The organism is Agrobacterium sp. fls2-241-TYG-188a, from assembly GCF_030209845.1.
In genome coordinates this window covers 1,515,472-1,528,237 of the sequence record NZ_JARVRD010000001.1, presented here as the reverse complement: position 1 = coordinate 1,528,237, position 12,766 = coordinate 1,515,472, and the positions used below count along the sequence as shown (strand labels likewise).

Here is a 12,766-nt window from a genome sequence, read left to right as displayed (position 1 = left end):
GGCAACGCTATTCTGCCGCAAGATCGCCTGTGGCCCGCATGAAGCGGGCCAGCGCAACCCCGGCATTGAGCATATGTTCGCGCATCATCAGGCTTGCCTGTGCGGCATCGCCCTGCATCATCGCCCGGATGATGGCCTCGTGTTCGTTGTTGGACGAATGCAGGCGCTGCGCATAGCGTAACTGGGTGCGCCTGAAGGGCAGCAGCCGACCGCGAAGCCGCATCAGTTCCTCGAACAGAAAATCATTATGGGCACTGCGATAGAGCAGTTCGTGGAAAGCAAGATTGAGCTCATCATATTGCTCGAAGTTTTCCTCACGGGCGGCAACCGAGGCCTTCTGGTGAATGTCGAGGAGTTCGGCACGCTCCACCCCGGTTATGCGGTGTGTGGCAAGGCCTACGCACATGGCCTCGATCTCCGCTGTTACTTCAAACATCTGCATGAGGCGCGGCAAGGTCAGTGGCAGGACGAAGGCCCCTTTGCGCGGCCGTATTTCCACCAACCCGCTGGCTTCGAGCTGCCGAAGGGCCTCACGAACCGGGGTGCGAGAGGCCGAAAACCGGGCGCTCAGCGTCCCCTCGTCCAGCACAGAACCGGGGCGGATTGTACCGGTTGAAATCTCATCCGACAGCACGACGCGAATATGCTCACTGATCGAACTTCCGGTGGTCATCGGGCTCTCCTCGCTTTCAGAATATCCGTGACACCAAGACAATGCGCCTTGGTGTCACGCGAGGTTCAGTATCATCGTTGAAGCGACGGCTAAAGTTCCAAATCCGCCTGTCACGCGGCTTCTTGCCTGTTCTGCCTGTTTTCGATGAGGTCATCGACGACGGCTGGGTCTGCGAGGGTCGAGGTATCGCCGAGCGCGCCGAAGTCGTCCTCGGCGATCTTGCGCAGAATGCGGCGCATGATCTTGCCCGAGCGCGTCTTGGGAAGGCCGGGCGAGAACTGGATCTTGTCAGGCGTGGCGACAGGACCGATTTCGTTGCGCACATGCTTGATGAGTTCTGCCCGCAGCGCATCGTCACCCACCTGCCCCGCCATCAGCGTGACATAGCAATAGATGCCCTGACCCTTGATGGAATGCGGATAGCCGACGACGGCCGCCTCCGAGACCAGATTGTGCGACACCAGCGCCGATTCGACTTCTGCCGTGCCCAGCCTGTGGCCCGAGACATTGAGAACGTCATCCACACGCCCTGTGATCCAGTAATAGCCATCTTCATCGCGACGGCAGCCATCGCCGGTGAAGTACTTGCCCTTGTAGGTGGAGAAATAGGTCTCGACGAAGCGCTGGTGATCGCCATAGACCGTGCGCGACTGACCCGGCCAGCTGTCGACAATGCACAGATTGCCATCGGCTGCACCTTCCAGCACCTTGCCCTCGGCATCGACCAGTTGCGGCTGCACGCCGAAGAAGGGTCGTGTGGCCGAGCCGGGCTTGAGATCGGTCGCCCCCGGCAGTGGCGAGATCAGAATGCCGCCGGTTTCCGTCTGCCACCAGGTATCGACAATCGGGCTCTTGTCCTCGCCCACCACGTGGTAATACCACTCCCAGGCTTCCGGGTTGATCGGCTCGCCCACCGTGCCGAGAAGGCGAAGGGACGAGCGCGAGGAACGCTTTACGAACTCGTCGCCCGCGCCCATCAGCGAGCGCAGCGCCGTTGGGGCGGTGTAGAAGATGTTGACCTGATGCTTGTCGATGACTTCCCAGAAGCGACCCTGATCGGGAAAGTTCGGCACGCCCTCGAACATGACGGTGGTGGCGCAATTGGCGAGCGGTCCGTAGACGATGTAGGAATGGCCGGTCACCCAGCCGACATCGGCGGTGCACCAGTAGATATCGCCATCATTGTAATCGAAGACATATTCATGCGTCATCGACACATAGACCAGATAGCCGCCGGTCGTGTGCAGCACGCCCTTGGGCTTGCCGGTGGAGCCTGAGGTGTAGAGGATGAACAGCGGATCTTCCGCCTTCATCTTTGCCGGTTCGCAATAGGGTTTTACCGAGGCGACTTCCTGATGGTACCAGAGGTCGCGGCCCGGCGCCCAGTTGGTCTTGCCGCCGGTGCGGCGCACCACCAGCACCTTGTTGACGATGACATGCTGGCGTGCGGCGATGTGGATGGCCTTGTCGGTGTTTTCCTTGAGCGCAATCGGCTTGCCGCCGCGCACGCCCTCGTCGCAGGTGATGACGAAGGTGGATTCGCAATCGACGATGCGACCCGCCAGCGCATCCGGCGAAAAGCCGCCGAAGACCACGGAATGCACCGCCCCGATGCGTGCGCAGGCCAGCATCGCATAGGTGGCTTCCGGGATCATCGGCATGTAGATGGTCACCCGGTCGCCCTTCTTGACGCCGTGCTTCTTCATCACATTGGCCAGACGACACACCGCATCGTAAAGCTGGTTATAGGTGATCTTCTTGTCGATATAGGGGTTGTCGCCTTCCCAGATGATCGCCGTGCGCTCGCCATGGGTCTTCAGATGCCGGTCGATGCAATTGTAGGAGACATTCGTCAGGCCGTCCTCGAACCACTTGATCGGCACCTTGCCCTTGAACGACGTATTCTTGACCTTGGTGTAAGGCTTGAACCAGTCTATCCGCTTGCCGTGCTTGCCCCAGAACCCATCCGGATCCTCGACACTCTGCTCGTACCATCTCTGGTAACGCTCATTGTCGATCTTCGTGCGTTGTCTCGCGGACTTCAGGACCGGATATAGTTTCTGGGACATGTGCATCCAGCTTTACTGTTGACGTTGACTGAGGGGTGCGATCCGGGCTGGCATCAAAGCCAGCCGGGAGCCACGAAGACGAGCCATGCGAGAAGCGGGCCCGCAGCGACGACAAATGCGCTGTAGTAAAGCAACGTCTTGAAGAACTTCGTCTGATCGACATTCTGGGCGTTGGCGACAACCAGAGCGCCGTTGGTCGAGAAGGGCGAAACGTCAACGATGGTGGCGGAAATGGCGAGTGCCGCAATCATGCCCGGCGTACCGATTTCACCCTGCATGAGCATGGGAACCGCAAGCGGGATCATAGCCCCCATAACGCCGACCGAGGAGGCGAAGGCCGAGACGATGCCGCCGATATAGCACAGGAGAAGGGCAGCAACGAGCGGCATGGCCAGTGCGGACACGGAGTTGCCGACATAGGTGATGGCGCCGGATTTCTCCAGTACCGAGATGTAGGTGATGACACCCGCGATCAACAGCACGGTTGACCATGCAATCTTGTCGACGGCGCCCTTCTGCCCGCGTGGGCAAACCAGTGCCAGAACGACAGCGACGCACATGGCGACCAGACCGACATTGAGGCTGAATGCCAGAGACAGAATGGCCAAGGCGGCAAGACCGGTCAATGTCAGTGCCTGCTCCAGATCAAGCTTGCCGCTCGTCGTGACCTCAGTCATTTCCGATTCACGTTGGCGCGGATCGATCGCCATATGACCGCCACTGCCGCGCACATCCACGGATACGCCCGGTGTGAAGACGTCGCCGGAACCGTTCGCGCCAGCAGCCGCTTTCGATTTCCTGCCCAGAACCATGGCTGCGCCGATGGCAATCAGCAGGTTAAAGCCGAGGCTGGCGAGGAAGAGAACGGTTTCGTCACCCGGCAGGCCAGCGCGCTGAACCACCTGATTGGTGATGCCGCCATAAATGCTGATGGGAGAGAAGCCACCGCCCTGTGCGCCATGGATGACCATGATGCCCATGAGAAGCGGATTGATGCCATATTTTGCCGAAAAGCGCAGGGCAATCGGGGCGATGATGGCAACCGCCGCCGGGCTGACAGCACCAATTGCAGTCAAAAGCGCCGAGACGAAGAACATGACCCACGGAATGGCCGATATGCGCCCCTTGACGGCCCGAACGCAGGCCCGAACCAGCCAGTCAACCGTACCGTTGTTCTGCGCGATCGCGAAAAGATAGGTGATACCGACAAGCGTGACGAAAAGGTCACCCGGAAAACCTTCGAAAATCTGCTTGACGCTCATGCCGACGACGAGCGTGCCGATGATGAACGAGAGGGCAAAACCCAGCGCGCCCATGTTGATCGGCAGGGCAGTCGCCACGATAAACATGACGACGAGCCCGAGTATAGTAATGACTTCTGATGACATGACAGCTCCTCCCGAAAGCCAGTGGGTCGGAGTGGAAGCGGCACCCTCTTGCCGTTCGCCATCCGTGCGGCGTCCCCGCACAACCCATTGGGGTATGTATGCGCAAAAAACGCGAATAGGCAATAATGAATTTATACGTTGATAAAATTTGAGCTGCGGAATACATATGGGCGCAAATGCTGTGGAGGCGCATTCATGTGGACTAAACTTGCGACAAACCGCGCGAGCCGATTGGAACGGGCTTCACCGCTCTCAAACGGCAAGGTGGTCAAAGCAGATGCGATCATTGCTCTCATGGAGGCCGTGATTGAACCGGGCGATCGGCTGTGCATCGAAGGCAACAACCAGAAACAGGCCGATTTCCTGGCAAAGGCTCTGGCAAATGTGAATCCGCAAGTGGTTCACGATCTGCACATTGTCCAATCGGTTCTGGCGCTGCCGGAACACCTCGACGTGTTCGAGAAGGGCATTGCATCCAAGCTGGATTTTTCCTTTTCGGGACCGCAGGCGGCGCGTCTTGCAAGGCTCTTGAGCGCCGGTCAGCTCCGTATCGGCGCGATCCATACCTATCTCGAACTGTTCGGTCGGTACTTTACCGATCTTACTCCGCGCGTAAGCCTCGTTTGCGCCCAGGCAGCGGATAGAGCCGGCAACCTCTATACCGGCGGCAACACTGAAGACACGCCTGTTATCGTCGAATCCACAGCGTTCCGACAGGGCATCGTGATCGCCCAGGTCAACGAGATCGTTGACGTGCTGCCGCGTGTCGACATTCCCACCGACTGGGTCGACTTCGTCGTGCAAAGCCCCAAGCCACACTACATCGAGCCGCTCTTTACGCGCGATCCGGCCCAGATTTCGGAAATTCAGGTGTTGATGGCGATGATGGCCATCAAAGGCATCTATGCCGAATATGGCGTGACGCGCCTCAACCACGGCATCGGTTTCGATACCGCAGCAATCGAGCTCATCCTGCCAACCTATGCGGAAAGTCTCGGCCTCAAGGGAAAGATCGCCACCCACTGGGCGCTCAATCCGCATCCGGCGCTCATTCCCGCCATCGAGGCAGGCTTTGTCCAGAGCGTGCATTCTTTCGGCTCGGAACTGGGCATGGAGGGTTACATCCGCGCCCGCTCGGACGTGTTCTTTACCGGACGCGATGGCTCGATGCGGTCCAACCGGGCGCTGAGCCAGACGGCAGGCCTTTATGCCTGCGACATGTTCATTGGCTCCACCCTGCAGATCGATCTCGATGGCAACAGTTCCACGGCAACGCTAGGCCGTATTGCCGGATTTGGTGGCGCCCCGAATATGGGATCGGATGCCAGAGGGCGCAGGCATGGCTCGAAAGCATGGCTGAAAGCAGGCGAAGAGGCCGCGACTGGCACTATGCCGCGCGGCCGCAAGCTCGTCGTCCAGATGGTGGAAACCTTCCGAGAACATATGGCACCGGCCTTCGTGGAAAAGCTCGACGCGTGGAAACTGGCCGAATCCGCTGGTCTCGACCTGCCGCCGGTCATGATCTACGGCGACGATGTAACCCATATTCTCACCGAAGAGGGCATTGCCAATCTGCTTCTGTGCCGCACGGCAGAGGAGCGGGAGCAGGCCATTCGTGGTGTTGCGGGCTATACGGCTGTCGGCCTTGGTCGCGACAAGCGCATGGTGGAAAATCTGCGGGACCGTGGCATCATCAAACGGCCAGCCGATCTGGGCGTCGATGTATCGCTGGCAAGCCGCGATCTTCTGGCAGCCAAATCGATGAAAGATCTCGTACGTGCATCGGGTGGCCTTTATCGCCCCCCTGCACGGTTCCGGAACTGGTGAGGTTCGACGATGGAAAAACTGGAATATGAATTTGCAGGCGGCACTGTTCTGGCAGCTCGCAACAAGCCCATCCTGTCCGGCGTTCTCGGCTCCGGCAATCTCGAGGTGCTCGTCGAGTCCGGCGATCTCGCTGGCAAATGCCGGGTAGAAGTGGAAACTGCGGCGGTTGGATTTGGAACGATCTGGCAGGCGGTGCTATCTGATGTGTTCGACCGCTGGAAGATCGGCGACGTGAAAGTGTCGATCAACGATGCAGGCGCAACGCCCGCCGTCGTGGCACTGCGGCTGGATCAGGCACTCCAGGCCTATTCGGGCAAAAGCAGCGAGGCGACATCATGAGCAGAAGCTGGTACGAAGCAACAGCGCGTGAGCGCATTGACGGCCTGCTGGACGCAGGCAGTTTCATCGAACTCCTTCCTCCGCAGGACCGCATGACAAGCCCGCATCTGCGGGTCCTCGGCTCCCCCGCCGCCTTCGATGATGGCGTGGCCGTCGGCAAGGGACTGCTGGACGGCAAGCCCGTCCTCATCGCCGCGCAGGAAGGTGCCTTCATGGGCGGCGCGGTGGGCGAGGTGCATGGCGCCAAGATCACCGGGCTTCTGGAGCGCGGACTGGACGAAAAGCCGAGTGCGGTTCTGCTGCTGCTGGAATCCGGCGGCGTGCGGCTGCATGAGGCCAATGCGGGATTGATCGCCGTTTCCGAAATCATGCGCGCCATTCTCAATCTGCGCGCCGCCGGTATTCCCGTCATCGTTCTCGACGGCGGACGCTACGGCGTCTTTGGCGGCATGGGCATAGCATCGCGGCTTTGCTCATCGATAGTCATGTCGGAAGAGGGGCGGCTTGGCCTGTCCGGGCCCGAAGTCATCGAAACCACCATGGGCGTGGAGGAATTCGATGCATCCGACAAGGCTCTCGTCTGGCGCACGGTTGGCGGCAAGCATCGCTATATCCTCGGCGAGACCGCAGGTCTCGTTTCGGATGACATGGATGCGTTCAGAAACGCAGCGATTGGCCTTCTCGGCACGGCAAAACCTCTCGATCTCGATGGCGTTGAAGCGGAACACGCTGCACTCTCTGCGCGCCTTGCCCGTTTTGGCGACGTGCAGGATGCTAGCGATATCTGGTCGGCACTGGATATTGCCGATGTGGACAGGATTCCCCTGATGACAACGGAGGAATTCCACCAGGCCGTCGATGGAAGGAGAAGCGCATGATGACGCCGGAAGTTTTGTTCGACCGCCTGTTTCCGCAAGGCCACGACATTTCCTCAGAGGGTCTCTTCTTCGCGGGGACTGCAAAGGCTGGTTCACAACCGGTATCGGTCATCGGCACGCGCGAAAAGGCGCATATCGGCATCGATCTGGCCATGCGCATGGCGTCAGAGGTCATTCGCATCATGAAGGAGCGTCCGGGCAGCCCGATCCTGCTTCTGGTGGATACTGCCGGTCAGAAAATGAGCCGCCGTGACGAGCTTCTGGGCCTGAACGGCTATATAGCCCACCTGGCCAAATGTATCGATGTGGCGAGACGTCGAGGCCATAAAATTATTGGCCTCGTCTATGGAGAAGCCGTCAGCGCCGGGTTCCTATCGTCCAGCCTTTTGGCGGACGCCTGCTATGCGCTGCCGGAAGCCGAGGTAAGGGTGATGAACCTGCCCGCCATGTCGCGTGTGACGAAAATTCCCGTCGAGCGGCTGGAGGAATTGTCGAAGGACAGCGCGGTCTTTGCTCCAGGCGTTGCCAATTACGTCGCCATGGGTGCAGTGCGTGAAACCTGGAACGGCGATCTCGCCAGTGCATTGGTTAAGGCGCTGGAAGAGAACCCCGATCCCGGCAGCGATACCCGCCGCAACTACGGAGAAGAACGCAAGGGACGGACGCTGGCACGTTCCGTTTCTCATCGGGTGCGGCATGATGCGGCCTGAAAGGCACCGCTTCGTCACGCTCAAATCCTCGTGGCGTGAACACGCGATCCTCTCTCCTTGCGGTATCGCAGCGGGTGAACTGCTTCCTGACTGGGTTGATGCGGGTCGTCCCCTGATCGTGGCTTCCTCCGCCGCAGGAGACGACGAGACGACAATTCGCCTCGGTCTTTCGACCCCAGAAAAACGCAGACTTGGACTTTGCGTGGCCCTAGAGGCCATCAATCGCGTTTTGCCTCCTGTCGCGCTCGAAGATGCCGCCACCAGTGCGCCGGATGAATGGCAGGACACCATTCGGTTGGTATCAAATACAGCAGTGCGGTTCGGGCTCAGTCTCTACGTCTTTGGGTCTCTGGCATGGACACATCTTTCCGGCGAAAACCATTTGCGTGCTGGCTCTGACCTCGATCTGCTCGTTTCCACCTCTACTCCCGAAAGCTACCTTGAAGCCGTTCAGTCGCTTCTCGACATCGCTGGAAAGCCGCGACTGGATGGGGAGTTGCTGCTGACAGACGGTTCGGGCGTCAATCTGCGGGAATACGCTGCGCGGCCCAGCCGGATCCTTATCAAACAGCATGGTGGGCCGAGACTGGTTGAATATTCTTCGCTCATGTCCGTTGCAAGGAGTGCCGCATGACCACGGTGCTTCACCCAGTTGCGGAGCAACCGCGCATTGTCCGGCGGGATAGCAGCCGGGTGCTCGGCAGAATGGCGATCCGTTCGCTCTACACCGAGCTGTCGCTTTATCCGAAACCCGGCCTCGTCAGCCCGGTCGACAACGGTGCCCATGACGATATGAGCATGGCCACCTTCATGCGCAGCCTGTTTTCGCTCAGGACCTATTTCGTCCAGATTGCTGCCGCAGGCGGGTTTGAAAGCCGGTTCATCACCCTCAAGCAACTGGGCATGGATGCCGAAAGACGCATGTTGACAGCCACGGCGGGTATCAACACGCACCGGGGAGCAATTTTCAATCTCGGACTGCTTTCCGCCTCTGCTGGATATCATATAGCCAACCGCTTGCCGCTTGATACCGATGCAATCTGCATGACCGTCGCCACGCTATGGGGCAAGGATCTAATGGCGGACATGCCAGTAGACTCAAATGGCTCACGTGCGATTGCCCGACATGGTGGCCCCGGAGCCAGAGAGCAGGCGGCGTTGGGATACCCGGTTCTGAGGCATGTGGCTGTACCGACATACGACAATGCGTTGAAGCAGTCAGGCGACCGCAATTTGGCAGCGTTGCAAACATTCTTTACGCTCATGTCCGTGCTGAACGACACGAACATCCTGCATCGGGCTGGACGTGAAGGACTCGATTACGTGCACCAGCAGGCACGCGAATTTTTGTCTGACGGCGGCGTCTTCGCCTCTGGCTCCATAGACCGCGCCGCAGAGCTGAATCGGGCGTTCTCTCAACGCCGCATCTCACCGGGAGGAGCGGCTGATCTTCTTTCATGCGCTATTTTCCTTCATGATGTGAGGGCAGGCCAATGACGCTCGGCATTCTATGTCCCGGTCAGAGCGCACAGGCTCCGGAGATGATCGATCGCCTGCGCGACGCGCCAGAGGCAACCGATGTTTTCGTGGCATTTCAGGAGGTGATGGGCAGCTCGATTTTCGAGGTGGTGAGGCAGGGGCGCCTGCACGAGAACGCCATTGCACAACCGGTCATCTGCGCTGTGGAACTGGCGGCGTTCCGGATTGTCAGACGCGCCCTTCCCGCGCCCGATTACTTCGCCGGCTACAGTATCGGTGAGCTGGCAGCATATGGATGCGCCGGGTCGATCAGCGCGAGGGACCTGATCCACCTGGCAAGCCTGAGGGCATCTCTGATGGACGCGGCTTGCCCGACACCTTCCGGCATGATCGCCATTCGTGGCCCCCGGGAAACGAGTGTGTCGCCGATATGCAGCAGCAACGCCGTTCATATCGCAATTCGCAACGGCGAGGACCGCTTTGTCGTCGCTGGACCTCTGGACAATATCGCGGGCGCGGCAAGGGATGCCGAACAACGCGGCGCGCATGTCACACCTCTTCCCGTGCGTATCGCTTCCCATACGCCTTTGATGCATTCGGCCGTCGCTGCCTTTGCAAAGGCATTGGAAGCGGCGGATTTCAAAAGCCCTACCGCGCCGGTCTTGGCCGGTATCGATGGCGGAACCGTTCGTTCTCGCGAAGTCGCCATCCAGCGGCTTTCCGCCCAGCTGGAGACATGCATCGACTGGCGTGGCTGTATGGAAAGCCTCAAGGAAGTGGGCTGCACGACACTGCTTGAACTTCTGCCCGGCGGTGATCTTTCCGCAATGGCCAGAGACGCCGTCCCTTCCATCGCCTCGCGATCGATGACCGAGTTCAAGACACTCGATGCGGCCGCAGAATGGGTTTTGCGCAAGGAGGGCTGAAACCGCTTCGCGCTGCCTTTCCGCGACTTAGCTTGAATGCGCGGGAAGCGTGGCGACCAGATCATGTTTCCTGCGGGATAGGTTGCGCTTGACCGCCATGAGCAAAGCAGCTGCGATGGCGGAAAAGCAGAAAGTCGCCAAACCGAGACCTTCAAAGCCAATGATGGCGACAATGGCGCCGCCCAGCGCCGGGCCAAGTGCAGCGCCCGTCATCATCATGGCAGGTGTCGCAGCGACGGCCCGGCCTGAAGGATCAAGCCGGGACAGCACACCGAAAAGGAAGGTGTGGGTAAACAGAACAATCGATGCGTAAAATAGCGTTGGCGCAGCGAAAGCGTTGAAAACAGTGGCGTTAGTCAATGTCAGCGCCAGAGCCGCCTGGGTGAGTGCGCCAGCGATGCCGACCGCCAGCGCGGGTAAGCGCCTTTGCAGCAGGACTGCCAACACTCCCGGCATGAGATTGATGAAACCGAGCAGAACGAGAAGTATCTGGACCTGGCTCGCGTCAAAGCCGCGCGTCGCTGCTATGCGTTCGATGAATGCAAAGACCATGGACTGATTGAGCATCAGGCAAACGACAGCCGCTATCGTCAGATAGGCAATGAGCGGGACACGGCCAGCGCCGGATTTGGCTTCAACTCCAGCCTCATCTGCAGCATCCTCTCCTTGCGTGGTCTGCTCGGGGAAAAACAGCGCGATAGCGCCCGCGCCAATCGCCATAATGACGACCTGCCCGCCATAAGCTGCGATCTCACCGGGGATGAATGCGAACATCAGGACCGCGAGAACTCCCACCATGACATTTGCAAGCCCGAAATGGCGATGCGGGTTTTCCGTGCGTCCAATACTGCCATGGACCATGGACAGGGCGGAGCCGACGCAAAGTCCCGCTATGCCGTGGATGGCAAGAAGCTTGCCGAAGCTTGATGGAGCCACGGGAAGACCCCAGGCCCATGAAAAACAAAGCGCTGCGGCACAGAAACCCGCAAATGCGATCCAGCGGGGCGACAGGCGATCGAACCTCGGCGCCAGAATGGTGCTCATAACCACGATACCGCCAAGGAAAAGCGTCACCGTCAGGCCCGCCTGCTCTGGTGCCAGCCCATAATGCGCCATCAGTACTCCAATCCAGAGTGGCAATGCCGCCAGATCGATCGTTCCGGCCATGTGGCCGACGTAAAGCGCGGCGATACCGCGCAGACCCTTGCGATTTGACATGTTTCCTCCTCCCGTTTTTAAAAAAGCCCACCGCCTCCAACGGTGGGCTGGCATCATCCGGCCGTTATGGGCAGACCGGCAGTTCTACCCAGCTCGCGCCTTTCCCGGTCTTGATCTTCACCTCCCCGCCGATTCGCTGATGCTCCGGCGTGACATGGAAGAAGGGGAATGAGCGGAAGACGTCGCGCGTCGACACCTCGATGATAAGGCGGTGCCCCTTTTCAAACACCGCGCTCGTCGGTCCCACTGCAATGTCGATGGTGACCGTTTCTCCGGGTGCAGGTGCCTTTTCGCAATCGCGCCGGTGGACCGGACGGTGAGAACCGTCGATCATTCGATCGGGGTCAAGCTCACGACGGGACAGACGTCCCCAACCCAGACCAAGAGGCGTCTCGGGATTGTCCAACCCGTCATAGACGACTTCCGTGCCGTCAGGTGCGATGTCGCGCAGGCAGACAAACAGGTCCGCATCACCTTCAGACGCGGTGACCGTCAGGTGCACCGTGACCGGGCCGACCAGCCGCAAATCGTCTTCCAGCGGTTTGGACGTGAACACCGCGTTCCAGGATTGCTGCAACGGGCGGCTCAGGCCATCCTTGATATAGGCTTGCATCACCGATTCATTCATGTGAACCGCATGGTGTTCGCTGTCATCTTCAGCCGGCTTTTCAAGCCGCGGCGGCTCAATCGGGACTGCGAGAAGATCGGCAGTGGCCGACCCCTGTACCGGATCGCTGCTCAAGCTCATGGCCTCGGCGTCCAGTTCCCATTTCACCCACTGCGTCTGCGGTAGCGGCCATTCCCTGGCCTCCATCCACTCTATGGCACCGGGTCTGCGCACGCAAAGCGTCAGCGGCGGTGTCTCCATCATACCGTTCTGAATGTCCTTCAACCAGAAATCCATGAACTTCTTTTGCGCGGCATATCCCTCTTCGCTGTAGTAGGGCTCAATGTGGCCGCCGATATGGGCACGCAGCCATTTGTGCTTCGAGGCGGACTGGCAAAACAGATCGAAATGCTGCTGAAGCGACAGCAGCGAACCTGTCCAGTTCGCCGCAGTCAGGAACGGAACGTCGATGACAGAAAGATCGGGTGTACGTGCCGCCCAGAACTCATCGAAGAAGGGGTGAGCTATGGCCTTTGCGGGCCAGTTCTCGCGCATACGTTCCAGCTCCTGCGGCGGCAGCGTTCCATAGCCATGCTGGTTGGGCACGATCCACGCGTCAAACCAGGAGTTGACGAAGAAGGTGTTGAACATG

12 protein-coding genes are annotated in these 12,766 nt (G+C 59.5%); 7 read left to right on the top strand and 5 right to left on the bottom strand.

Annotation, left to right across the window (positions count from 1 at the left end; translation table 11 throughout):
- Positions 1-7 precede the first annotated feature (7 nt).
- The 3 genes from QRN85_RS06550 to QRN85_RS06540 all read right to left on the bottom strand — a co-directional run bounded on the left by QRN85_RS06550 (position 8) and on the right by QRN85_RS06540 (position 4,130).
- On the bottom strand, positions 8-673 hold the full coding sequence (locus QRN85_RS06550) for a GntR family transcriptional regulator (RefSeq protein WP_284756725.1): 666 nt from the start codon (positions 671-673) through the stop codon (positions 8-10).
- Positions 674-783: 110 nt separating this feature from the next.
- Positions 784-2,742: an acetate--CoA ligase gene (gene acs / locus QRN85_RS06545; protein ID WP_284756727.1), complete on the bottom strand. Its 1,959-nt coding sequence runs from the start codon at positions 2,740-2,742 to the stop codon at positions 784-786.
- 53 nt (positions 2,743-2,795) lie between these two features.
- Positions 2,796-4,130, bottom strand: coding sequence for an SLC13 family permease (locus QRN85_RS06540; RefSeq protein ID WP_284756729.1), 1,335 nt, complete (start codon positions 4,128-4,130; stop codon positions 2,796-2,798).
- A 195-nt stretch (positions 4,131-4,325) separates the two neighbouring features.
- Between QRN85_RS06540 and mdcA the strand changes: the two genes are divergently transcribed.
- Genes mdcA through QRN85_RS06505 form a run of 7 tightly spaced genes read left to right on the top strand, consistent with a single transcriptional unit; the run spans position 4,326 to position 10,289 of the window.
- Positions 4,326-5,957, top strand: a complete 1,632-nt coding sequence (mdcA, locus tag QRN85_RS06535) for a malonate decarboxylase subunit alpha (protein ID WP_284756731.1) — start codon at positions 4,326-4,328, stop codon at positions 5,955-5,957.
- A 9-nt stretch (positions 5,958-5,966) separates the two neighbouring features.
- Positions 5,967-6,296, top strand: a complete 330-nt coding sequence (gene mdcC, locus QRN85_RS06530) for a malonate decarboxylase acyl carrier protein (protein WP_284756733.1) — start codon at positions 5,967-5,969, stop codon at positions 6,294-6,296.
- Positions 6,293-7,174 (top strand): biotin-independent malonate decarboxylase subunit beta, encoded by an 882-nt coding sequence (locus QRN85_RS06525; protein ID WP_284756735.1) that lies wholly within the window; start codon positions 6,293-6,295, stop codon positions 7,172-7,174. Before mdcC ends, QRN85_RS06525 begins: the two co-directional genes overlap by 4 nt.
- Positions 7,171-7,884 (top strand): biotin-independent malonate decarboxylase subunit gamma, encoded by a 714-nt coding sequence (mdcE, locus tag QRN85_RS06520; RefSeq protein ID WP_284756737.1) that lies wholly within the window; start codon positions 7,171-7,173, stop codon positions 7,882-7,884. Before QRN85_RS06525 ends, mdcE begins: the two co-directional genes overlap by 4 nt.
- On the top strand, positions 7,871-8,518 hold the full coding sequence (mdcG, locus tag QRN85_RS06515; protein WP_284756738.1) for a malonate decarboxylase holo-[acyl-carrier-protein] synthase: 648 nt from the start codon (positions 7,871-7,873) through the stop codon (positions 8,516-8,518). The genes mdcE and mdcG overlap by 14 nt, the downstream gene beginning before the upstream one ends.
- Positions 8,515-9,381 carry a triphosphoribosyl-dephospho-CoA synthase MdcB gene (gene mdcB / locus QRN85_RS06510; RefSeq protein ID WP_284756740.1) on the top strand — a complete coding sequence of 289 codons (867 nt, stop codon included), beginning with the start codon at positions 8,515-8,517 and terminating at the stop codon, positions 9,379-9,381. Before mdcG ends, mdcB begins: the two co-directional genes overlap by 4 nt.
- Positions 9,378-10,289, top strand: coding sequence for an ACP S-malonyltransferase (locus tag QRN85_RS06505; protein ID WP_284756742.1), 912 nt, complete (start codon positions 9,378-9,380; stop codon positions 10,287-10,289). The genes mdcB and QRN85_RS06505 overlap by 4 nt, the downstream gene beginning before the upstream one ends.
- Before the next feature lie 27 nt (positions 10,290-10,316).
- On the opposite strand, the gene QRN85_RS06500 is transcribed toward QRN85_RS06505, so the two are convergent.
- Both QRN85_RS06500 and QRN85_RS06495 read right to left on the bottom strand, forming a co-directional pair.
- Positions 10,317-11,507: an MFS transporter gene (locus tag QRN85_RS06500; RefSeq protein WP_284756744.1), complete on the bottom strand. Its 1,191-nt coding sequence runs from the start codon at positions 11,505-11,507 to the stop codon at positions 10,317-10,319.
- Between the two features lie 64 nt (positions 11,508-11,571).
- Positions 11,572-12,765: a CocE/NonD family hydrolase gene (locus QRN85_RS06495; RefSeq protein WP_284756746.1), complete on the bottom strand. Its 1,194-nt coding sequence runs from the start codon at positions 12,763-12,765 to the stop codon at positions 11,572-11,574.
- Position 12,766 lies beyond the last annotated feature (1 nt).